This window comes from Roseovarius sp. MMSF_3298 (assembly GCF_030733705.1).
In the GTDB taxonomy this organism is placed as follows: Bacteria; Pseudomonadota; Alphaproteobacteria; order Rhodobacterales; family Rhodobacteraceae; genus Roseovarius; species Roseovarius confluentis.
The window spans coordinates 19,404-41,749 of sequence record NZ_JASHIN010000032.1 but is presented as its reverse complement, the minus strand read 5'-3'; the positions used below and the strand labels follow the sequence as shown (position 1 = coordinate 41,749).

Sequence of the window (22,346 nt, the reverse complement as noted above, 5' to 3'; positions counted from 1 at the left end):
CCAACAGGCCGGATACATATGAGCGACTTCCGAGAACATGCCAGAAATCATTTGCGAACAGCAGCCGGTACATACATTTGGGCCGTCATTCACCTATTTGCCGAGCAACCAGAATGTGAGGTCTCTTATCCGTCACCCTGACCTGATCAGCGCCGGCTTCAGCTCGCTGTTTTCGGCCCGCCGCGGCTGTCAGCGGCATCCGGAAGGATCGGCGGGTGGGCGTCCATGTAGGCATGCGCTGCGCGCAGCACGCGGGTGTCGTCGTGCTTGCCGCCCGCCAGCTGGAAACCCACTGGGAGGCCCGCTTGCGTGAACCCGCAGGGCACCGAGACCGCCGGCTGCTGGCTGAGGTTGAACGGATATGTGAAAGGCGACCACTCGGTCCAGTCGGTCATGGCGCTGCCGGGAGGAACATCGTGGCCGGCCTCGAAGGGCGGGATCGCCACGGTCGGCGTCATCAACAGGTGATAGTCCTGGTTGAACCGCTCGAGATGGCGGGTGAACTCGGCACCTCTGGTCTGCGCGCGAAAATAGTCGACCGCGTCCCAAGCCTCCGCCCGAAGGGCGTTGTCCACGAGGCCAGGATCGAGCATGTCACGCTCTTCCTCGTCGCATTGGCGGTAGAGATCGAGCGAGGCGGTGAACCAGATCATTTGAAAGATCTCGATCGGGCTTTCGAATCCGGGATCGATCTCGACCATGTCCGCACCGAGCGCGGCCATGCGCTCGGCGGCCTCGCGAACGCGCGCCGCCACCGCGGGATCGACCGACGCATAGCCGAGGTCGAGCGACCAGGCGATCCGCAGCCCGTCGAGGCCCCGGCCCAAGTCTTCGCCCCAGTCGGTCGGCTGGCCGCGGTGCGCATAGGGGTCAGCCTGATCGTATCGGCCGATCACGTTCAGCATCAAGACCGCGTCCTCGACAGTCCGCGTGATGGGGCCGATCTGGGACAGGGTCGGTGCCCGGGACGGCGGCCATTGCGCCGCCCAACCGAAGGTCGGCTTGAACCCGAACGTGCCGGTGAAGGAGGCCGGGATGCGGATCGACCCGCCGCTGTCCCCGCCTTGGTGCAGGACACCCATGTTGAGCGCTGCCGCGGCGGCGGCTCCGCCGGACGATCCTCCGGGCGTCAGTTTGGTGTCCCACGGGTTTCGGGTCGCGCCGAAGACCCGGTTGTCGGTCACGCCTTTCCAGCCGAATTCCGGCGTGTTGGTCTTGCCGAGGATCACCGCTCCGGCCTCGCGCAGCATGCGTGCGGGCGGGGCGTCGGTGTCGCAGGGCCCGTCACCTGTCAGGAGCGAGCCGTCCCGGGCGGGCATGCCGGCGACCTCGGTGAGGTCCTTCATCGAGACCGGCAGCCCGTCGATTGCGCTCAGCGGAGCGCCGTCCGCCCAGCGTTGGTCCGAGGCATGGGCGGCCTCCTCGGCGCCGGCATAATCGACGTGGACATAGGCGTTCACCGCCGGGTTGTAGCGCGTGATCAGATCCAGAGCGGCCCGAACGGCGTCGCTCGGAGTGGCGCGATCTTCCCGAAAGGCCTGCGCGAGTTGCGTGGCGGTCAGGCTTCCGATGTCGTTTGTCATTCCGTTCCTCGTGATTGCCATCACCGGAGCAACGCACGAGTTGTTCCTGGGATCCCGACGTCTCGCGCAACGGCAAGCAAGGCATCGCACTGCGGGGTTCGGCCGCAATATGAGCGTCAACCTGAAGCGGGATGATGCACGTGCAGCGAATGGCTGCTTCGGTGAAGCTGCGCCGCGGCACCAGACTGGCTGACCAACCGCCGCAATGGGCCGTAAAGAGCCGCCCGGCACTTAATGCCGGACGTTCGTGGGACATACGAAGGCAAACGCCTGGCGATCCGCGACCCACTCAGAAATCGCGCTGTGGCGCCATCCGATAAGGCGCTCGGTCAACTTAACGGGTGCTGGAAATGTGCCAGCGTTGAAATGTCTGTAAATCGTCGAGCGGCTGAGCCCGGTCAGTTCCTGAATATCTTTCTGCCTTAATATTTTATCGGTCATGCATGTCCTCTATTTCGTTGGATGCAATCACCTTAACAGCGAATGATTTAAGCCACGTTTACGTTTTGTTCAGGAATTGCCGGTAAGAATGTTTGCCCACTCTTTCATCAAGGGTGTGCGCTTGGGCAAGTAAGTTGAACATTCGTAGGCATCGACAGCTTCATCGCCCGTTCTGACGTGACCGATGCAAGCTTCGGCAATCTCTTCCGGCGGAAGTATTTCGAGAACCGCGAAAGCGGTCGGAAGGTTCGAAGAGCGGGCTGGGCTGGCATGGCTGGCGGAGCTGGTGTATGCGGCGGGCCATGTCCGATTACAACCCGCCGATGACGCCGCTGGACGTGCTGCACGAGGATCACGAGATCCTTGTCGTGGCGAAGCCGCCCGGCCTTTTGAGCGTACCCGGCAAGGGCGAACACCTGGCCGATTGCCTGTTGGCCCGGGTGCAGGATGTGTTTCCGATGGCGCTGCTGGTGCATCGGCTGGACCGGGACACGTCGGGCGTGATGGTGTTTGCCCTGACGCCCCATGCGCAGCGGCATCTTGGCCTGCAATTCGAAAAACGTCAGGTGAAGAAGATCTACACCGCGCGGGTCTGGGGCCGAGTCGAGGAGCGGACCGGGACGGTTGACCTGCCGTTGATCGTGGATTGGCCGAACCGGCCCCGGCAGAAAGTGTGCCATGAGACCGGCAAGGCGGCGGTGACGGACTGGCGGGTGCAGCGATATGGCGAGGGCGAGACCCGGATGCGGCTGATGCCGAAGACCGGGCGGAGCCACCAGCTGCGCGTGCATATGCTGAGCTTGGGGAATCCGATCCTGGGGGATCCGTTTTATGCCGAGGGTGCGGCGCTGGACCATGAGCGGCTGATGCTGCATTCCGAGGAACTGCGGCTACGGCACCCGGATGGAGGGGCTGGGATGGTGTTTCGCCAGAAAGCAGCGTTCTGAGGCGGGCGGTGCGCCCGGACCGGGCCGTTGGTCCTGAGTATTTTTGGAACAGTGAAACCGGGCTAAGGGCAACGCGGTCAACGCCGGGCCAGCCACATCGCGAACAGGAACGTCGCCACACGTGTCAGCCAGAATAACGGCTCATCGGGCGGGCGGCACATTGTCAGGCGCGCAGGACGCGGTCGGTCAGGTTGAGGCGCTGCGCGACGATGGGGTGGAGCGTGGTGGCGAGATCCGGGTCGCCCGTCTGAAGCTGTTCCAGTTCGTCGAGCCGGTTGGTGGCCACCAGCGTGAGGGCATCGAGACGGGGGGTGCCGTCGGCGTGGCGGGGCAGGGCCGGCACGGTCTGGATGTGCTCGGGCTTTGGTGCGGGGGCCAGTTTCGTGACCTCGGCCGCCGAAAGCGGCGTTTCGACGAAGGCGTAGAGGCCGACGCCCTTGGCGGGCAGGGCGAAGGTGCAAAGGGCGACGTCGGTGATCTGCGGATCGGCAAGGAGAGCCTTGCGCAGGGCGGGACCGTCGCGGTCCAGCCGGTCCTCGGTCCCTTCGCCGTCGGACCAGTTCATCAGGCGGCGCGTGATGAAATTGTAGAGCCGCTTGCCGGTGGCCATCCACAAACGAGAGGGCAGGGATTTCTGCGTCAGCATCCGATGCTCTGAAGGCGTGAGCAGGTCTGGCGCGTAGGCGCGTTTCTGTTTCAGCAGGTGGCGCAGGTCCTCACGGGCCTTGAGGCGGAAGAGTTTGCCGCGGCGCGGGTGGACCGAGGCAAGCTGGAAGTCGATTACGGCGGCGCGGCCCTCGGGCGTCATCAGCCAGTTCTGCGGCTTGGCGATGTCGTTATGGGTCACGCCGGCGCGCCGCATCTCTCGCAGCAGGCGCTTGGCGTCGCGGTACCATTCCGGATCGGTGGGTTTGGCCAGTTGCAGGGGCGTGCCTTGCGTCCAGCTGCGCAAAAGGCCCACGCGGTCAGCGCGGATCAGGGTAGGGCAGCCTTCGATTCCCTGCACTGCACGCAACCCGCGGGTTTCGCGGCCGGCGAGCCAACGCGATAGGGGGCGGGCGTAGAGCGGCACCGTGTCGAGCTTGCGCAGGACGACGGCGATGTCGGGGTGGCCTTCGAGGTGGCCGGAGATGGTCTCGGAAAAGATATCGCGCTTGTGCACGGTCTCGGGCACGAAGGCGGCCTGCGTGATATCGGGGGTGCTGTTCATTCGAGCTGTGTAGTGGGTTTTGACGGAGGGGAAAAGGTATCTGCGCCGCCCCCTGAACGGTGAATGATACGCGCGGTTGTGGGGCGTTGGCGGTCGATCCGGTTGGATCAGTCGTGCTGTGCGTCCCTTGCGAAACCGCCGCTAGTGGGGGCCGTGCTGAGGCGTGAGAGTCGTGACACGCTCGCTGCGTACCTCGCGCGGTGATATTCGCGCGTGATCTTCTCGGTCCAGGCTTGGTCGTCGGGTCGGGTGTCAGGCCCGTCAAGCTCTTCCCCGATATCAACAAGGCCCGATGGGTAGATCATCGCCGGGCGCAGGCCGGTATGCCGGATCGAACAGCGCGGCGCCGACACTGGCCGACAAGTCGGTGGAGGACATCGCGCCGCCGTCGACGGCGGGCCATATCTCGCCTTTCATGCCGCCGATTTCGCGGGCGTCGGCCAGCAGCGCCTGCGCGTTCTCTCGCCGGGCCGAAGCCCGGATGAGATGCAACACGAAGGCGTGGACTTCCATCCGTGTCAGGCGCCTTCGGTCCAGCCGGAGACGGCCTTGACCTCGAGAAAGTCCTCAAGCCCCCATTTGCCGCCTTCGCGCCCGTTGCCGGACTGTTTCATGCCGCCGAAGGGCGCGCCGAGGCCGCGGCTTTGGCCGTTCATTTCCACCATGCCCGAGCGCAGGGCGCGGGCGCAGCGGTTGGCGCGGGCCGGGTCCTGCGTCTGGACATAGTTTGTCAGGCCGTAGGGCGTGTCGTTGGCGATCCGGATGCCGTCCTCTTCGGTCTCGAAGGGGATGATCGACAGGACCGGGCCGAAGATTTCCTCGCGCGCGATGGTCATGTCGTTGGTCACGTCGGCAAAGATCGTCGGCTTGACGAAGAAACCGCGGTTGAGCCCGTCGGGGCGGCCGGTGCCGCCGGTGACGAGGCGGGCACCTTCGTCGATGCCTTTCTGGATCAGGTCCTGGATCTTGTTGAACTGGGTCTCGTTCACAACCGGTCCCATGTGGCGGCCTTCCTCGGACGCGGGGCCGACGGCGACCTTGTTTGCCGTCTCGGCAGCGGTCTCGACGGCCTGGTCGTAGATGTCGCGCTGGACCAGCATCCGCGTGGGCGCGTTGCAGGACTGGCCGGTGTTGTTCATGCAATGCAGGACGCCGCGCTTGACGGCCTTTTCGTCGGCGTCGGCGAAGATGAGGTTGGCGCCCTTGCCGCCCAGCTCCAGCGAAACGCGCTTGAGCGTGTCCGCGGCGTTCTTGGAGATCAGTTTGCCGGCACGCGAGGAACCGGTGAAGGAGACCATGTCGACATCCGGATGCCCGGTGAGCGCCGTGCCTGCGCCCGCGCCGTCGCCGTTCACGAGGTTGAAGACGCCCTTGGGAAAGCCCGCCTCGTCGATCATCTCGGCGAAGAGCAGGGCCGAGAGAGGCGATTCCTCGGACGGTTTGAGGATCATGGTGCAGCCCGCCAGCAACCCGGCGATGACCTTGAGCGAGATCTGGTTCATCGGCCAGTTCCAGGGCGTGATCATGGTCACGACGCCCACGGCCTCGTGAATGATGCGGTCATTGGGGGCGTGATCGCCCAGGGGTTCGATCCAGTCGAATTCCGATGCGGCCTTGAGGATAGCCTTCATGTGCGACGACCCGGCGCCGACCTGCTGTGCGCGGGCAAGGTCGATGGGGGCGCCCATTTCCAGGCTAATGGCCCGGGCCATGTCCTCGGCGCGGGCTTTGTAGATTTCGCGCAGTTTCTCGACCAGGGCCATACGCTCGGACACCGGGGTGGTCATCCAGCCGGGAAAAGCGGATTTGGCGGCGGCGACGGCGGCATCGCAGTCAGCCTCGCCGGCCAGCGAGATCACGGCGCAGGGGTCTTCGGTCGAGGGGTCGATGACGTGATGATCGGTGCCCGCGACCGGGTCGACCCAGGCGCCATCGATGTAGAATTGTTTCTTCTCGATCATGTCGCATTCCTTTCGTCTGAGCCGCATATGTGGGCATTTCGCGCGCACATGACCATAGGGGGCGGATTGCCGCAAGTGGGCGGCTGTTAATTTCGCGCAGCCTTCTTATGTTGAGCGAAAGAACCCGATTTGCAAAAGAAGGAGATGCCCCATGGCACTGCGGATCAACGATACCATTCCCGACCTGACCGTGACCACCGACCAGGGTGAATTCAGCCTGCATGACTGGATCGGCGACAGCTGGGCGATCCTGTTCTCGCATCCCAAGGACTTCACGCCCGTCTGCACCACCGAGTTCGGCGCCGTCGCGCGGCTGGCCGACGAGTGGGAGAAACGCGGCACCAAGGTGATCGGCGTGAGCGTCGACGGCGTGGAGGATCACAAGAAATGGAAGGGCGACATCGAGACCGCCGGCGGCGCGAAGCCGGGCTTTCCGATCATCGCGGATGACGGCCTGGAAGTGTCCAAGGCCTTCGACATGCTGCCCGCTGAGGCCTATCTGCCTGACGGTCGCACGCCCGCCGACAGCGCCACGGTGCGGTCGGTCTTCATCATCGGGCCGGACAAGCAGCTGAAGCTGACCATGACCTATCCGATGACGGTGGGCCGCAACTTTGGCGAGGTGCTGCGCGCGCTGGATGCGTTGCAGACCAGCGCCGGGCAGGGCGTGGCGACGCCCGCCGACTGGACCGTGGGGCAGGACGTGGTGATCCCCACCTCGGTCAGCGACGAGGACGCCAAGGCGAAGTTCGGCGAGTTCAACACGGTGCTGCCCTATCTGCGGATGGCGAAGCTGCCGGGTTGATCCAGCGGGGCGGCTGCGCCGCGCCCTATCTGTGGGATGAGGGGCGCTGCCCCTCAAACTCCTCGGGATATTTATAGCCAGAGAAAGAGGGTCCTGTTCGGTTGTAGACAGGGCCCTTTTTTTGCGCGACATAGCCGGGCATGGCGAAACGGGACGCATTCGAGATTGGGGGGCAGGTGGTGAAGGCCGGCTCGCGTGAGACCGTGGATGTGCCGGTGAGCACGCTGTCGGACCACACGCCGGTGAACCTTGCGGTGCACGTGATCCACGGGCGGCGGCCCGGGCCGGTGCTGTTCGTGTCGGCCGCGATTCATGGCGACGAGGTGATCGGGGTCGAGATCGTGCGGCGGCTGTTGCGGGCTGCGCCCCTGAAGGGGATGGCGGGTACGCTGCTGGCGGTGCCGATCGTCAACGGGTTCGGGTTTCACAATCATTCCCGCTATCTGCCGGACCGGCGCGACCTGAACCGGTGTTTCCCCGGAGGCGCGGAAGGCAGCATGGCCTCAAGGCTGGCGCATATCTTCATGGAAGAGGTGGTGCGGCGGTCGGATGTGGGGGTCGACCTGCATTCGGCGGCGATTCATCGTACGAACCTGCCGCAGATCCGGCTGACGCCGGACAACGAACAACTGAAAGCACTGGGCGAGGCGTTCGGCGCGCCGGTGATGATGGCCTCGAAGCTGCGCGAGGGCAGCTTGCGGCTGGCCGCCGAGGAGGAGGGCGTGGATGTCCTTTTATATGAAGGCGGCGAGGCGCTGCGGTTCGACGAGCTGGCGGTGCGGGCCGGGGTGAGCGGCTGTCTGCGGGTGATGCGGCGGTTGGGCATGATCGGGGCCAAGGGCGTGCCGAAGCGGCGCAGCGTGCCAGTGGTGGCGAATTCTTCGAGTTGGTACCGGGCCCCGGTCGGCGGTGTCTTTCGCGGCTACAAGGCGGTCGGCGACGCGGTGGCGCCGGGCACGGTGCTGGGTGCGGTCAGCGACCCGATGGGCCAGACCGATTGCGAGGTGGTGTGCGAAGAGGCGGGGATCGTGATCGGACGATCGAATATGCCGGCGGTCTACGAGGGCGAGGCGCTGTTTCACATCGCCGAGACGCCGCGTGCCGAGCATGCTGCCGAGGGGGTGGCAGCGCACATGGAGGCGGCCCCGCTTTACGATGAGGACGAGATCATCTGAGCCGGGGTCTCAGGTCGTGTGGTCGCGGTTCTGGGGCAGCAGGAAGATCGACGTGGCCAGCAGGCTGAAGACCAGTTCGTAGACCTCCCATTTGCGCGAGACGTCGATAGCGGCGATCACCAGACTGGCGGAGACGGCCAGCACCGCGTGGCGGGTGCCGGGGACTGGCGCGGCGATACGGTCGAGCGTGCGCTTGAGCCAGCCCACGCGCGGGTAGAGCAAGGGCAGCACCGCGAGGTAGAGCAACAGGATTAGCGTCAGGATCGGGCCGAAGAGGGTCTTGGCCAGATGGAAATCGCCCCACGGCGTAGGCACGATCAGGTTGTGCAGGTTGGTTTCCTGCTGCTTGTTGATCTGCTGGAAGGTTTCGCCGGTTTCCCAGCCGAAGATGCGCTGGCCCCAGGACACCTCTTCGCCCGCGGCGAAGAAGAAGAGCAGGGCATAGAACACGGTGCAGGCGAGGGCGAGACCGGCCCCGCGGGCCTTGAGCGACCGCGCGTTCATCAACAGGACGAGGCTGGCCACGAAAAGGAAGATCGCGGTGCCGTATTCGACGTACCCGTCCTCGCGGGCGTAGGTCAGCGAGAAGAAATCCGTGCTGTAGAAGTATATGCCGACCGTGAGGACCAGTACGGCGACGACAATGCCGAGAAGGATCCTGTCGATGGTCCGGATCGTGGAAAGGGTCATGGGACGCGTGCCTCTCGCGATGGATTTGGCGCGGGAATAGGCGAGGCGCGGCGCCGCATCAAGCGCAAAGCCCGCCTGCGCGGCGGAGACCCGCCCGGATCAGGCGTTGACGCGCTCGGGGCCGCCGGTGCTCATGGAGGTGCCGATGTAGGGTTTTTCGGCCTCTTTCCAGGCGCCGAAGCCGCCTTCCATGTGGGCGATACGGTCTATGCCGGCCTCGATTGCGGCACGGGCCATCTTTTCGGACCGGACGCCGGACCCGCAATGCAGGACGATGCGCTTATCTGTCTGGCCGGGCAGTTTGTGCGCGTCGAAGAACGGCATGGGGAAGAGCATGGCGCCCTCGATATGCTGAAACGCGTATTCGGGTATGGTGCGGACGTCGATCAGGACGATCTCGTTCGCGGCGAAGGCGTCTGCGACCTCATCGATGGTCCAGGTCTCGAAAGTGGCGGTGCCGATGGTTTCGGATTTCATGGGATGGCCTTTCCTGCGCTTGGCATTTGAAGAAAAACTAGGGCGTTGCGCTGCGAGTTCCCGAAGCGGTCCAGTGCCTTGGGTTCCGTGGCGATCGGGATCGAGAGAGAAGCGGTGCCGGACGCATTTATTGGCGCAGTCGGACCTAGCAGAATCGGACGCGGCCATGCTAGGTATTGGGGTATGAATGAAATCAGCCCCAATATAGGCCAGGAGCGGCCTGTCATCCGCCAGCTGGAGGAGACGGCGATCAACCGGATCGCCGCCGGTGAAGTGGTGGAACGCCCGGCCTCGGCGGTCAAGGAGCTGGTGGAGAACGCGCTGGATGCCGGCGCGCGGCGGATCGAGGTGGATATCGCCGATGGCGGCAAGACCCTGATCCGGGTGCGGGACGACGGCTGCGGAATGACCGCCGACGAGCTGCCGCTGGCACTGAGCCGGCACGCGACGTCGAAGATCGACGGCTCGGACCTGCTTAACATTCATTCCTTCGGGTTTCGGGGCGAGGCGTTGCCCAGCCTGGGGTCGGTGGGACGGCTGACGATCACCAGCCGGGCGCAGGGGTTTGACGGGGTCGAAATCACGGTGTCGGGCGGTGGCATCGGCGCGGTGAAGCCCGCGGCGCTGAACCGGGGCACGGTGGTGGAGCTGAGGGACCTCTTTTATGCCACGCCCGCGCGGCTGAAATTCATGCGCACCGACCGGGCCGAGGCGCAGGCGGTGGGCGACGTGATCAAGCGGCTGGCGATGGCCGAGCCGTTCGTCAGCTTTACCCTGCGGGACGTGAGCGAAGGGCGCGAGCCGCGCACGGTCTTTCGCGCCGATGCCGAGAGTGGCGACCTGTTCGATGCGCTGCATGGGCGGCTGAGCCAGGTGCTGGGGCGGGAGTTCGCCGAGAACTCCCTGCGGATCGAGGCCGAGCGCGAGGGGATCGCGATGACGGGTTATGCCGCGTTGCCGACCTATTCGCGGGGGTCCTCGGTGGCGCAGTACTTGTTCGTTAACGGGCGGCCGGTGCGCGACAAGATGCTGTATGGCGCGCTGCGGGCGGCCTATCACGATTTCCTTAGCCGGGACCGGCATCCGGTGGCGGCGCTGTTTCTGGAATGCGCCCCGAAACTGGTGGATGTGAACGTGCACCCGGCAAAGTCCGAGGTGCGGTTCCGCGATCCGGGCGTGGCGCGGGGGCTGCTGGTCTCGGGGCTGCGTCACGCGCTGGCGGAGGCGGGACATCGGGCGTCGACCACGGTGGCGGGTGCGACTCTGGGCGCGATGCGGCCCGAGCCGGTGCCGCAGGCGGGCGGCGCACGGGTGTACCAGATGGATCGGCCCGGGGCATCGGCGCGGGCGGCGAGTTACCAGATGCAGGCGCCGGAGGCGGGCTTTGCCGAGATGCAGAGTGCATATTCCGGGCGGGTCGAGCCGGAAGTGGTGGAGACGCACGAAGACGCCGTGGCGCCGCAATCGCTGCCGCTGGGGGCGGCGCGGGCGCAGGTGCACGAGAATTACATCGTGGCGCAGACCGAGACCGGGATGGTGATCGTCGATCAGCACGCGGCGCATGAGCGGCTGGTTTACGAGAAGCTGAAGCGGCAGATGGCCGAGAACGGCGTGGCCAGCCAGGCGCTATTGATCCCCGAGATCGTGGAGTTGAGCAGCGGTGAGGCGGGCATTCTGCTGGACATGGCCGAAGACCTGGCGCGGCTGGGGCTGGTGATCGAGGCGTTCGGACCGGGCAGCATCGCGGTGCGCGAGACGCCGGCGATCCTGGGGCCGTGCGACGCGGGCAAAATGCTGCGTGACGTGCTGGACGAGCTAGCCGACATGGGTGAGAGCCTGAACGTTCAGGCGCGGATCGAGGCGATCCTGAGCCGGGTGGCCTGTCATGGCTCGATCCGGTCGGGGCGGCGCATGAGTGGTGAAGAGATGAACGCGCTGTTGCGCGAGATGGAGGCAACGCCGCATTCGGGGCAGTGCAACCACGGACGGCCTACTTACGTGGAACTGAAACTAAGCGATATCGAGCGGCTGTTCGGGCGGACATGATTACCATTGGCGAGACAACTTACACGTTGGACGACCCGCTGGTGATGGCCGCGATGGCGGCCGGTGCCGTGGTTCTGCTGATCCTCCTGTTGGTCATCCTTGCGCTGCGGGCCGCGGCGCGGACGGCGCGGGCGACGGAACCTTTGGCGCAGCAATTGGGGCATCTGGGGCAGAATGTGCAGAGCCTTGCCAATGGGCAGGAGGGCTTGCGCAGTTCGATCCAGGTAGTGAGCGACACGGCGACCAGCGGACAGACGCAGCTGGCGCAGATGGTGGAACAGCGGCTGGCGGGGGTGCAGCAGCAGATGCAGGACCGGCTGGCGGACAATGCGATGCGCAGCCAGCGGGCGCTGACCGAGATGCAGGAGCGGATGCGCGAGACACTGCACGGCTCGTCCAAGCAGACCACCAACAGCCTGACCGCGCTACAGGAACGGCTGAGCGCCATCGACAAGGCGCAGGACAATATCACCAAGTTGTCGGGGGATGTGCTGTCGCTTCAAGATATCTTGTCGAACAAGCAGACGCGCGGGGCGTTCGGCGAGATCCAGTTGACCGATATCGTCAGCAAGGCGATGCCGTCGGACAGCTATTCGTTGCAGGCGACGCTGTCGAACGGGCGGCGGGCGGATTGCCTGATTCACCTGCCGAACCCGCCGGGGCCTATCGCGATCGACAGCAAGTTCCCGCTGGAAGCTTACGAGGCGCTGCGCAACGCCACGAGCGATTACGAACTGAACGAGGCCGCGAAGTGCCTGCGGACCTCGGTGAAAAAGCACATCAAGGATATTTCCGAGAAGTATATCCTCGATGGGGAAACGGCGGACGGCGCGCTGATGTTCCTGCCGTCCGAGGCGGTCTATGCCGAACTTCACGCCAATTTCCCGGAACTGGTGCGCGAGGGGTTCGCCCAGAAGGTCTGGATCGTGTCGCCCACCACCTGCATGGCCACGCTGAACACGATGCGCGCGATCCTGAAGGATGCACGGATGCGCGAGCAGGCCGGGGCCATTCGCAAGATGCTGGGGCAGCTGCACCGCGACGTGGAACTGGTGTTGGAACGCGCGGGCAAGCTCGAGACTCATTTCGACCAGGCGCGGCGGGACGTGGAAGGGATTTCCACCGCCGCCGAGCGCGCGGGCAAGCGGGCGGCGAAGCTGGACAATTTCGACTTCGAGGAACTGGCGCCGGAGGATCCGGTGAACGTAGTGAAGCTGGGCAAGGACGGCTAGCCGGCGGTCTGGGATGGCTGCGAAAGTTCGAAACGAGCCCATTGCGAGACAAGTGTGATCTATAGCCTCGAGCGCCATTGACGGGCCGCGGCGCGGCGATCCGACGGTCGTTCGGCAGCGTTTTATCCAGGCCAAATCCGAAAAAGAATTGAGCGATGCACCGAACTTCACCCAATCGCCGGGCCGTGGGGGCGGCCCGTCAATGGCGCGGGGCCTGCGGCCTGATTCCGCGCTGGGGCCTTAGATCAAACGTCTTTTAGGTCCGCAAAGCGGACCTACATCGTTTCCAGACAGTGCCGGCGGAAGGCGCGTTTGAGCATGTCGAGCTCTTCGCGCAGGAGCGTCACCTCGGCGCGGATGTCGTATGCCAGCGCATCGCCCGAGACGATTGAGAAGCTGCCCAGGGCGGCGCCGGTTTCGGTGTCGGAGATCAGGAAGGTCTGCACCCCGTCGGCAATACGGTCGGCTGGGATGGGCACCCGTAGGACCCAGGCCTGTTCCCCGGGTTTCTCGACGACCTCGACCCCGGCGATGGTCTCTTGCAGGTGCGTGACCGACACGTCCGGGCGGCGATCGCCGGCGCCGGTGATGACTCCTTCCCAGACCCCTTCGAAGAGGCGCGTCTTGGTCAATGTCAGCTCTTGCATCCGTATCCCCCTAGAATTCCGCGCGTGGCCGGCGGCTGAAGGTAAGGTCGCGCAGGATGACCTGGCTCATCTGCGGGTTCTCGAAAATCAGGTCGACCCAGGCCCGTTCGATGCGCTTTTCGTTCAGCTTGGAATAGGCGAGGTCGAATTCGACCATGATTTCCTCTTCGTGCAGCGGCAATTCACGCACGATCTGTTCGGTGTTCGGGCCGTGCTTGATGTTCAGCCGGGCGAAGATCTCCAGGGGCTTTTCCATCTCGACGATGGTGTCCATGCGGATGAGATGGCGCGATTGCAGCCCCGATACCGCAGCCTCAGGCAGATCCAGAACGAGCGACAGGAAGGAGCCGTCAAAGCTGAAGACGTCCATGCGCAGGCCGAAGGGTGCGAGGTCGGCCTCGCGGGTGTTGCGCAGTTGGCGCAGGGACAGTTCGGACTGTTGGCAGTCGTGAAACAGTGTCAGCTCGCGTCCCAATTGCGTCTTGCTGAGAACCGAGGAGCGCCCGGGCACTGCCAAGGGTTCGCGCCAGATCGCGGGGCGCCAGGACCAGTCGGTGCCATGCGGCTTGGGAAACGCGTGGGAGCCGATCATCGGCAACGCAAGGCGGTTGTCGGCAAGGCTGATCAACTCGTTGAGATGATAGCGCAGTTTCCGCGCCTCGGAGCGTTCGGCGCGAAGCTGTCCCAGCGTCATCGACGTGGCGTCCCGCACGGTTTGCCTCCACCGCCGCAGGTCGCGCCGATGGGCCAGCCAATCCAGTCCTGAACGTTTCAGCCCCATATGCGTGGATCGATTCCGGTTGGTTATGCCACAGTTTGCCCCTGAGACATTGCCATATCATTAACCCGCGTTTGGAAACAATCCATTGATTGCCTTGGGTTACTGCGCGCTGGCGCTCCGCAGGGTGCGTGCGAGATCGGTGATGAAGCGGCGGCCCGACGCGCCGGCAAGGTTGCTGTCGGCGGGGGCGTAGACCGCGAGGCTGACGAAATGGTCGTTGATGACCATGCCGCCGCGCCAGTAGCGCGGGTCACCGCCGGGAAGGGCCAGTTCGCCGCCCGCATCGAGGTGCACCAGCGCAAGTCCGTCGATATCTACCGCGGCCAACGGCTTTTTCGGGGCGGCGCTGGCGGCGATGGTGGCGGCGGTGGGCTGGGCGCGGCCCGGCTGCTTGCCCGCCACGTTGACCGCGATCAGAGCCAGCGGCACGGTAACGCCCGGCTCGCCGCTGAGCGATTCACAACTGCCGAGGAAGACGAGACGGCTGGAAGGCTGGCGGCGGACGTTGCCTGCGTCGACGCAATAGCCGCGGGGGCCGCGCACCACGACCGCGCCGTCATAGAGTGCCAGCGCCTCGACCACGTTGGGCTCGTCGGCAGTGCCGAGCCCCACGTCGTCACAGGCGGCCAGCGGCCAGAGCAGGGCCGCCAGCCAGACCGGTCGGAGTGCGCGCACGGACAGGGTCAGAGGTCCGCGTAGACGTGACGCTCGGCCTCGGCGCCGGGGTGCGTTACTGCGCCCTTGTAGGTCTCGCCCACGAGTTGCGCGTATTTCCAGAGCGCGCCGGAGGCGTAGATCGTCTCGCGCGGGCCGGGCCAGTCTTTCTTGCGTGCCTCAAGTTCGTCATCGCCGAGATCGACCGAAAGCTCGCCCTTGATGGCGTCGATGGTGATCATGTCACCATTTTTCAGCATCGCGATTGGGCCGCCGTGGGCCGCTTCGGGGCCCACGTGCCCCACGCAGAAACCGCGCGTTGCGCCGGAGAAGCGGCCATCGGTGATGAGCGCGACCTTCTTGCCCATGCCTTGGCCCGAAAGCGCGGCGGTGGTGGCCAGCATCTCGCGCATGCCGGGGCCGCCGGCGGGGCCTTCGTTGCGGATGACGATAACCTCGCCTTCCTCGTATTCGCGCTTTTGCACGGCGGCAAACGCGTCTTCCTCGCACTCGAAAACGCGGGCCGGGCCGGTGAAGACCTGGTGCTCGGGGGCGATGCCCGCGACCTTCACGATGGCGCCTTGCGGGGCGATGTTGCCCTTGAGACCGACGACGCCGCCGGTCTTGGTGAGGGGCGCATCGATGGAATAGATCACTTTGCCGTCGGCCTCGCGCTCGATGCGGTCGAGTTCCTCGCCGATGCTGCGCCCGGTGGCGGTCATGCAGTCCTCGTGGATGAGGCCCGCCTTGCGCAGCTCCTTCATCACCACGGGGATACCGCCGGCATCGTAAAGGTCCTTGGCCACGTATTGGCCGCCCGGTTTCAGGTCGACGAAATAGGGCGTGTCGCGGAAGATTTCGCAGACGTCGTCGAGGTAGAACTCGAGCCCGGCCTCATGCGCGATGGCGGGCAGGTGAAGACCGGCATTGGTGGAGCCGCCGGTGCAGGCGACGACGCGCGCGGCGTTTTCCATCGACTTGCGGGTGACCACGTCGCGGGCGCGGATGTTTTTCTCCAGCAAGTCCATTACGGCGCGACCGGAGGCTTCGGCATACTGGTCGCGCGACTCGTACGGCGCGGGCATGCCGGAAGAGTTCATCAGGGCAAGGCCGATCGCCTCGGATACGCAGGCCATGGTGTTGGCGGTGAACTGCCCGCCGCAGGCGCCGGCGGAGGGGCAGGCGACGCGTTCCAGCGCGTCGAGCGCCTTGTCGGACATGGTGCCGTTCTGGTTCCAGCCCACGGCCTCGAACATGTCTTGCACGGTCAGGTCGCGGGTGCGGAATTCCTCGGGGATCTCGTCGATCTGGGGGGCTTTGCCCGGCAGGATCGATCCGCCGTAGATGAAGACCGACGGCACGTTGAGGCGGACCATGGCCATCATCATGCCGGGCAGCGACTTGTCACAGCCCGCAAGGCCGACGATGGCGTCGTAGCAATGGCCGCGCATGGTCAGCTCGACGGTATCCGCGATGGCCTCGCGGGAGGCGAGCGACGAGCGCATCCCCTCGTGGCCCATGGCGATGCCGTCGGTGACGGTGATCGTGGTGAATTCGCGGGGGGAGCCCTTGGCCTCTTTCACGCCGCCCTTGACGGCCTGGGCCTGGCGGTTCAGCGCGATGTTGCAGGGCGCGGCCTCGTTCCAGCAGGTGGCGACGCCGACGAGGGGCTGGTGGATCTCCTCCTCGGTCATGCCCATCGCGTAGTAATACGAGCGGTGTGGCGCGCGGGCGGGCCCTTCGGTCACGTGGCGGCTGGGCAGTTTGCTTTTGTCGAACTTGGTCATTTGGGCCTCCCCTGAAATCTTCGGATCCGGTCTAGGCCACAGGGGCGGCGGGGGCAAGCTTTCGCGCGGTCAAAGTTCAGCGCGGCGACGTGGCCATTTTTGCAACAGGGACGTGGCGATGGCAGGTGAGGACGTGGTCGTTGACCATGCCCACGGCCTGCATGAAGGCATAGACGATGGTGGGGCCGCAGAATTTGAAGCCGCGTTTCTTCAAATCTTTCGAAATTGCGCGGGATATTTCGGTTTCGGTGGGCACCTCGGCCAGGCTGGCCCAGCGGTTCTGAAGCGGGGCCCCGCCCATGTAGGACCACAGGTAGGAATCAAAACCCTGTTCGGCCTCGATTGCCTGCCAGGCGCGGGCGTTGGTGATCGTGGCCTCGATTTTGCCGCGGTGGCGGATGATGCCGGCATCGTCCAAAAGGCGCTGCACGTCATCCTCGCCCCAGGTCGCGATGAGGTTCGGATCAAAGCCTTGAAAAGCCGCGCGAAAGTTGTCGCGCTTCTTCAGGATGGTGATCCAGCTGAGACCGGCCTGGAAGCCGTCGAGAATGAGTTTTTCCCACAGCGCGCGGCTGTCCCATTCGGGTACGCCCCACTCGGTGTCGTGGTAGGCCTCGTAAATCGGATCGGTGCCGACCCAGCCGCATCTTTCCATCCTTCAAGCCCCCCGGTTTCGCCTGTTGCGGACAGTATGACTCAAATGCCCGGTTTAACAATTCCTTAGGCTGCGTGGCGCTTATTGGGCAGCGGTGGAGTACGGAGAGATTCATGGGTGAAAAGAGATTGAAGTGGGCGACCGTGCCAACGGGGCATCACAACCCCTTGTCCTACGCCGTGTCGGCGCGGGACCAGTCGGTGGTCCAGATGGTCGAGGAGGCGGTGCGACACGGCCAAATGATGCTGGCCTATCAGGCCGTGGTGCCGTCCGGGCGGCAGGACAGGCCGGCGTTTTACGAAGGATTGGCACGGGTGCTGGACGAAACGGGCCGGATCATCCCGGCGCGCGAATTCATCGACGCGATCGAAGCGACCGAGACGGGCCGCATCGTCGACTGCCTGTCGCTTGAAAAGGGAATCCGCACCTTGCGCGAGTATCCTGATATCCGCCTGTCGATCAACATGTCGGCGCGGTCCATCGGCTACCCGCGCTGGATGCGGACGCTGAAGCGCGGGTTGGGGCAAGACCCGACGCTGGGTGAGCGACTGATCCTCGAGATCACCGAAAGCTCGGCGATGCTGGTGCCCGAGCTGGTGGTGAATTTCATGGCGGATCTGCAGAAGAAGGGCATCAGTTTCGCGCTGGACGATTTCGGGGCCGGGTTCACCTCGTTCCGGTACCTCAAGGATTTCTATTTCGACATACTCAAGATCGACGGGCAGTTTATACGCGGAATCGCGGACAACCCGGACAACCAGGTTCTGACGCGGGCCTTGATCGCCATCGCCGAACAGTTCGACATGGTCACCGTGGCCGAAAGCGTGGAGCGGCCCAACGACGCCGTATTCCTGCAGAATATCGGGGTGCATTGCCTTCAGGGCTATTACTTCGGTGCGCCCACGGTACAGCCGCCATGGCTGGCAACGGCTCAGGCGGCGGCGACGGCCTGACCTGTGACAACGGCTACAGTTGCCGCGTTGCGGCGACTGCGGTACACCCTGCGTAATGCGGGGAATCCGGGGGCCGCATCAGGCATGCTGCCCTTTTTTCCTCGGCCAGAAAGAATTGGTGGAGGACACTATGACCAATGTAGTTATCGCTTCGGCAGCACGCACCGCTGTCGGCTCTTTCTCCGGGGCGTTCGCCAACACCCCGGCCCATGACCTTGGCGCAGCCGTTCTGGAAGCCATCGTCGAGCGCGCGGGCATCGACAAGGCCGAGGTTTCGGAAACGATCCTTGGCCAGGTCCTGACCGCGGCGCAGGGCCAGAACCCCGCACGCCAGGCGCATGTGAACGCCGGCCTGCCGATCGAAAGCGCGGCCTGGGGCATCAACCAGGTGTGCGGTTCGGGCCTGCGGGCCGTGGCGCTGGGCGCGCAGCACATCCAGTTGGGCGATGCCGATGTCGTGGCCGCCGGCGGACAGGAAAACATGACCCTCAGCCCCCACGCCGCGCATCTGCGGGCCGGGCACAAGATGGGCGACATGAAATACATTGACACGATGATCCGCGACGGGCTGTGGGACGCGTTCAACGGCTATCACATGGGCCAGACCGCCGAGAACGTCGCCGACAAGTGGCAGATCACGCGCGACCAGCAGGACGAGTTCGCCGTCGCCAGCCAGAACAAAGCAGAGGCGGCACAGAAGGCGGGCAAGTTCGATGACGAGGTGATCCCGTTCACCGTCAAGACCCGGAAGGGCGAGACGGTCGTCGACAAGGACGAATACATCCGCCACGGCGCCACGATAGAGGGCATGCAGAAGCTGCGCCCGGCCTTCACGCAGGATGGGTCGGTCACCGCGGCCAACGCGTCGGGCCTCAATGACGGTGCGGCGGCCGTGTTGCTGATGAGTGCCGAGAATGCCGAGAAGCGCGGGATCGAGCCGCTGGCGCGGATCGCCTCCTACGCAACGGCCGGACTGGACCCGTCGATCATGGGCGTGGGCCCGATCCATGCCAGCCGCAAGGCGTTGGAAAAGGCGGGTTGGAGCGTCGACGACCTGGAGCTGGTGGAAGCCAACGAGGCGTTCGCCGCGCAGGCCTGTGCCGTGAACAAGGACATGGGGTGGGACCCGTCGATCGTGAACGTGAACGGCGGCGCCATCGCCATCGGCCACCCCATCGGGGCCTCGGGCTGCCGCGTTCTGAACACCCTGCTGTTCGAGATGAAGCGCCGCGACGCCAAGAAGGGCCTCGCCACGCTGTGCATCGGTGGTGGCATGGGTGTCGCGATGTGCATCGAGCGTCCGTAAGTACCTGATACCGAAATAGAAAACAGGCCCTGCGGGGCCTGTTTTTCCATGTGATTTCCCGAAAGGCCATTTGCATGAAGCTGCCCGACAATCCCCCGCAGATCGTGTTTTCCGGCGGTGGGTTGCGGTGTTTCTGGCAGGGCGGTTTCCTGACGCGGCTGGAGCAGGTGCGCAAGTTTACGCCCGAGCGGGTGACCGGGGTGAGCGGCGGCGCGATGGCCGGCGCGGCGTGGATTGCCGGGATCGAAGATCGGCTGCTGGACGTGATGTGCGAAGCGTTCCAGAAGCGCGACCACAACCTCGATCTGTTTGCCGCAGACGAGGAAGGCATCACGCCACACCAGCGCATTTATTGCGATGTGGTCGAGACAGTTCTTGACGAGGCGGCCAAGGAGCGGGTCGCGAATGGTCCGGCCTTTCAGATCCAGATCGCGCATCCGCCCTCGACCGGCCATCCGACCATGACGGGCACTGCGCTGGCCGCGGCCTATGAGGCGGAACTGCATATCGTGGGCGGCCCGCATTTCGACTGGGCCGAGAAAATGGGCCTGACCTCGCAACTGGTCGATGCCAACCAGGCGGCTCGCGACGGGCGGCTGGTGGAACTGATCAATGCCGCTGCGGTGATCCCGCCGGTGTTCGAGCCGCCACTTTGGGGCGACCGGCGCGTGGTCGATGGCGGCATGGCAGACCAGGCCCCGCTGCCCGACCCCGACGAAGGCGAGACGCTGGTGCTGTTGACCCGGCCCTACAAGAAACTGCCGGATGTGCCGGGCCGCGTTTATGTCTGGCCGTCCGAGGAAACGCCCGCGGACAAGATCGACTTTACCGACCCGCAAAAGCTGCGCGATACGTGGGCTCTGGGGGAGCAAGACGCGGAAGCGTACCTGAACGGCGGATGAGTGCCGCGCGGCAAAAAGAATCGCGCAACAATGTTGCGCTTTGCGCGCATGATGAGTAGCAAAGTTTCCAAGAGAACCAACACTGGACAGAAAGACTGGAGGATTCCCATGGCGAGAGTTGCCCTTGTGACCGGCGGTAGCCGCGGTATCGGCGAGGCCATTTCGAAAAAACTGAAGGAAGAGGGCTACGTGGTTGCTGCCACCTATGCGGGCAACGACGAAGCCGCGGCGAAGTTCACCGAAGAGACCGGCATCAAGACCTACAAGTGGAATGTGGCCGATTACGACGCCTCGAAGGCCGGGATCGAAACCGTCGAGGCCGAGTTGGGGCCGATCGACGTGGTGGTGGCCAATGCGGGCATCACGCGCGATGCGCCGTTCCACAAGATGACGCCGGACCAGTGGAAGGACGTGATCGACACCAACCTGACGGGCGTGTTCAACACCGTGCACCCGGTCTGGCCCGGCATGCGCGAGCGCAAGTTCGGCCGTGTGATCGTCATCAGCTCGATCAACGGTCAGAAGGGGCAGTTCGCGCAGGTGAACTATGCCGCGACCAAGGCGGGTGATCTTGGCATCATCAAGTCGCTGGCGCAGGAAGGCGCGCGCGCCGGGATCACCGCGAACGCGGTCTGTCCGGGCTATATCGCGACGGAAATGGTGATGGCGGTGCCCGAAAACGTGCGCGAATCGATCATTGGTCAGATCCCGGCGGGTCGACTGGGTGAGCCGGAAGAGATCGCTCGCTGCGTGGCATTCCTGGCGTCGGACGATGCCGGGTTCATCAACGGTTCGACCATCTCGGCCAACGGGGCGCAATTCTTCGTCTGAGGGTTATGCATCCACGAAAAGCGAAAGGGCCGGTCAGGGGAACCGGCCCTTTCTGTTTCCAGAGACCTGCAACGATCATCTGGAAGGTGTCTTGCGGCCCAGCCAGTTGAGTAGCTCGCCAAAAGCACGGCTTCGTTCGTAGTGCGCGGCGCGATAGGCATCGCGGGTCTTGGCATCGGTGGCTGTTTCGATCATGGCTGATCCTTTCAGGGAAACTTGACTGGATTGAATATGCGTCTTTGCAGAAAAGACCACAATCGAGACTTTTCACGGCTTCAGTTAAGTAATACTTTAGTGAAATGAGCGATCGTCTACCCCCGTTGACTGCCTTGCGCGCGTTCGAATGCGCGGCGCGGCACATGTCCTTTCAGAAGGCGGCGGCGGAATTGAACGTGACGCCGGCCGCGCTGTCGTTCCAGATCAAGTCGCTGGAGGAGCATCTGGGCGCGGCGCTGTTCCGGCGGCTGAACCGGGCAGTGGAACTGACCGAGGCGGGCGCGGCACTGGCGCCGGGGTGCCGAGACGGGTTCTCGGCGCTGTCGGCGGCCTGGATGGCGACCCGGCGGGGGCTGGACAACAGCACGCTGACAGTCACCGCCGGGCCGGCCTTTACCGCGAAATGGCTGGCGCCACGGTTATACGAGTTTGCCCAAGCGCATCCCGAGATCGAGCTGCGGTTCACGGCGTCGTTGCGGCTGATGGATTTCGCCCGCGACGAGGTGGACGTGGCGATCCGGTTCGGTCACGGGGCGGACAAAGGGTTGTATTCGCTGCCGCTGGCCGAGGAGTGGGTAACGCCGATGATGACACCCGCGCTGGCCGAACGGTATCCGACGATCGAAAGCCTGCGCGACGCGGTGCTGATCGTCGACCAGTCGATCGATTTTCTGGATCCGGCGACCGATTGGGCGGCATGGTTCCGTGCGATGGGCACGACGCCGGTCGCGCCGCACGGTCCGAGGTTTTCGCAAGGTGACCACGCGGTGGATGCGGCCCTTGCGGGCGTCGGCGTGGTGCTGGGGCGCCGGGCCCTGGTGATCAAGGACCTGATGGAAGGCAGGCTGGTTGCGCCCTACGGTAAAGCGGTAAGCGCGGGCGCCCAGTTTCGCTTTGTCTGTCGCAGGGGCGCCGAGGACAAACCTCAGATCAAGGTATTCCGAGAATGGATGTTGGCCGAAACCGCCAAGGGGTTCGAGACGACGGCGAAGCTGGAAATGGTACCGCTGGTGCCCGATTGATGACGAGATGCGCCGCGAGGGCGCA

General features: G+C 64.7%; 22 protein-coding genes. 10 read left to right on the top strand and 12 right to left on the bottom strand.

Annotated features, from left to right (window positions below):
• Window positions 1–158: 158 nt before the first annotated feature.
• A complete protein-coding gene (locus tag RBB18_RS20345) occupies window positions 159–1,583 on the bottom strand; it encodes an amidase (RefSeq protein ID WP_103764643.1) in 1,425 nt (474 codons plus the stop codon).
• 231 nt (window positions 1,584–1,814) lie between these two features.
• Complete coding sequence (locus RBB18_RS20340; RefSeq protein WP_103764644.1) at window positions 1,815–2,024, bottom strand: AlpA family transcriptional regulator; 210 nt, start codon at window positions 2,022–2,024, stop codon at window positions 1,815–1,817.
• 302 nt (window positions 2,025–2,326) lie between these two features.
• Here RBB18_RS20340 and RBB18_RS20335 point away from each other — a divergent pair, with 302 nt between their 5' ends.
• Window positions 2,327–2,971 (top strand): pseudouridine synthase, encoded by a 645-nt coding sequence (locus RBB18_RS20335; protein WP_103764793.1) that lies wholly within the window; start codon window positions 2,327–2,329, stop codon window positions 2,969–2,971.
• Between the two features lie 163 nt (window positions 2,972–3,134).
• Here the strand turns inward: RBB18_RS20335 and RBB18_RS20330 are convergent, their stop codons facing one another.
• The 3 genes from RBB18_RS20330 to RBB18_RS20320 form a co-directional block, all read right to left on the bottom strand.
• Window positions 3,135–4,181: a phosphotransferase gene (locus RBB18_RS20330; protein ID WP_274594006.1), complete on the bottom strand. Its 1,047-nt coding sequence runs from the start codon at window positions 4,179–4,181 to the stop codon at window positions 3,135–3,137.
• A 279-nt stretch (window positions 4,182–4,460) separates the two neighbouring features.
• Window positions 4,461–4,694: a hypothetical protein gene (locus tag RBB18_RS20325; RefSeq protein WP_274594005.1), complete on the bottom strand. Its 234-nt coding sequence runs from the start codon at window positions 4,692–4,694 to the stop codon at window positions 4,461–4,463.
• A gap of 5 nt (window positions 4,695–4,699) precedes the next feature.
• Window positions 4,700–6,142 carry an aldehyde dehydrogenase family protein gene (locus RBB18_RS20320; RefSeq protein WP_274594004.1) on the bottom strand — a complete coding sequence of 481 codons (1,443 nt, stop codon included), beginning with the start codon at window positions 6,140–6,142 and terminating at the stop codon, window positions 4,700–4,702.
• Between the two features lie 151 nt (window positions 6,143–6,293).
• Here RBB18_RS20320 and RBB18_RS20315 point away from each other — a divergent pair, with 151 nt between their 5' ends.
• Together RBB18_RS20315 and RBB18_RS20310 are read left to right on the top strand one after the other, a co-directional pair.
• Entirely contained in the window at window positions 6,294–6,947 is a 654-nt protein-coding gene (locus tag RBB18_RS20315) for a peroxiredoxin (protein ID WP_103764648.1), read from the top strand.
• 140 nt (window positions 6,948–7,087) lie between these two features.
• Window positions 7,088–8,122, top strand: coding sequence for a succinylglutamate desuccinylase/aspartoacylase family protein (locus tag RBB18_RS20310; protein ID WP_306112264.1), 1,035 nt, complete (start codon window positions 7,088–7,090; stop codon window positions 8,120–8,122).
• Between the two features lie 9 nt (window positions 8,123–8,131).
• On the opposite strand, the gene RBB18_RS20305 is transcribed toward RBB18_RS20310, so the two are convergent.
• Window positions 8,132–8,812 carry a hypothetical protein gene (locus RBB18_RS20305; RefSeq protein WP_103764650.1) on the bottom strand — a complete coding sequence of 227 codons (681 nt, stop codon included), beginning with the start codon at window positions 8,810–8,812 and terminating at the stop codon, window positions 8,132–8,134.
• Between the two features lie 99 nt (window positions 8,813–8,911).
• A complete protein-coding gene (locus RBB18_RS20300; protein WP_306112265.1) occupies window positions 8,912–9,289 on the bottom strand; it encodes a rhodanese-like domain-containing protein in 378 nt (125 codons plus the stop codon).
• Between the two features lie 183 nt (window positions 9,290–9,472).
• On the opposite strand from RBB18_RS20300, the gene mutL reads away from it, so the two are divergent.
• Together mutL and RBB18_RS20290 are read left to right on the top strand one after the other, a co-directional pair.
• A complete protein-coding gene (gene mutL, locus RBB18_RS20295) occupies window positions 9,473–11,335 on the top strand; it encodes a DNA mismatch repair endonuclease MutL (RefSeq protein ID WP_306112266.1) in 1,863 nt (620 codons plus the stop codon).
• The gene (locus RBB18_RS20290) at window positions 11,332–12,567 is read left to right on the top strand and encodes a DNA recombination protein RmuC (protein WP_306112267.1); all 1,236 of its coding nucleotides are present in this window, start codon (window positions 11,332–11,334) and stop codon (window positions 12,565–12,567) included. The genes mutL and RBB18_RS20290 overlap by 4 nt, the downstream gene beginning before the upstream one ends.
• 275 nt (window positions 12,568–12,842) lie before the next feature.
• Here RBB18_RS20290 and RBB18_RS20285 read toward each other — a convergent pair whose 3' ends face one another.
• From RBB18_RS20285 to RBB18_RS20265, 5 genes are all read right to left on the bottom strand, one after another.
• Window positions 12,843–13,214: a hypothetical protein gene (locus RBB18_RS20285; protein WP_103764654.1), complete on the bottom strand. Its 372-nt coding sequence runs from the start codon at window positions 13,212–13,214 to the stop codon at window positions 12,843–12,845.
• A 10-nt stretch (window positions 13,215–13,224) separates the two neighbouring features.
• Window positions 13,225–13,995, bottom strand: coding sequence for a DUF6478 family protein (locus RBB18_RS20280; RefSeq protein WP_103764655.1), 771 nt, complete (start codon window positions 13,993–13,995; stop codon window positions 13,225–13,227).
• 99 nt (window positions 13,996–14,094) lie between these two features.
• Window positions 14,095–14,670 (bottom strand): hypothetical protein, encoded by a 576-nt coding sequence (locus RBB18_RS20275; RefSeq protein ID WP_306112268.1) that lies wholly within the window; start codon window positions 14,668–14,670, stop codon window positions 14,095–14,097.
• 8 nt (window positions 14,671–14,678) lie between these two features.
• Entirely contained in the window at window positions 14,679–16,436 is a 1,758-nt protein-coding gene (ilvD, locus tag RBB18_RS20270) for a dihydroxy-acid dehydratase (protein ID WP_103764657.1), read from the bottom strand.
• A gap of 76 nt (window positions 16,437–16,512) precedes the next feature.
• Window positions 16,513–17,091 (bottom strand): DNA-3-methyladenine glycosylase I, encoded by a 579-nt coding sequence (locus RBB18_RS20265; protein ID WP_103764658.1) that lies wholly within the window; start codon window positions 17,089–17,091, stop codon window positions 16,513–16,515.
• A 113-nt stretch (window positions 17,092–17,204) separates the two neighbouring features.
• Here RBB18_RS20265 and RBB18_RS20260 point away from each other — a divergent pair, with 113 nt between their 5' ends.
• From RBB18_RS20260 to RBB18_RS20240, 5 genes are all read left to right on the top strand, one after another.
• Window positions 17,205–18,044 (top strand): EAL domain-containing protein, encoded by an 840-nt coding sequence (locus RBB18_RS20260; protein WP_306112269.1) that lies wholly within the window; start codon window positions 17,205–17,207, stop codon window positions 18,042–18,044.
• A 130-nt stretch (window positions 18,045–18,174) separates the two neighbouring features.
• Entirely contained in the window at window positions 18,175–19,350 is a 1,176-nt protein-coding gene (locus RBB18_RS20255) for an acetyl-CoA C-acetyltransferase (protein ID WP_103764660.1), read from the top strand.
• Window positions 19,351–19,424: 74 nt separating this feature from the next.
• On the top strand, window positions 19,425–20,252 hold the full coding sequence (locus tag RBB18_RS20250; RefSeq protein ID WP_306112270.1) for a patatin-like phospholipase family protein: 828 nt from the start codon (window positions 19,425–19,427) through the stop codon (window positions 20,250–20,252).
• Window positions 20,253–20,360: 108 nt separating this feature from the next.
• Window positions 20,361–21,083, top strand: a complete 723-nt coding sequence (gene phbB, locus RBB18_RS20245; protein ID WP_103764662.1) for an acetoacetyl-CoA reductase — start codon at window positions 20,361–20,363, stop codon at window positions 21,081–21,083.
• Between the two features lie 299 nt (window positions 21,084–21,382).
• On the top strand, window positions 21,383–22,321 hold the full coding sequence (locus RBB18_RS20240; protein ID WP_306112271.1) for a transcriptional regulator GcvA: 939 nt from the start codon (window positions 21,383–21,385) through the stop codon (window positions 22,319–22,321).
• The last annotated feature ends 25 nt before the right edge of the window (window positions 22,322–22,346 follow it).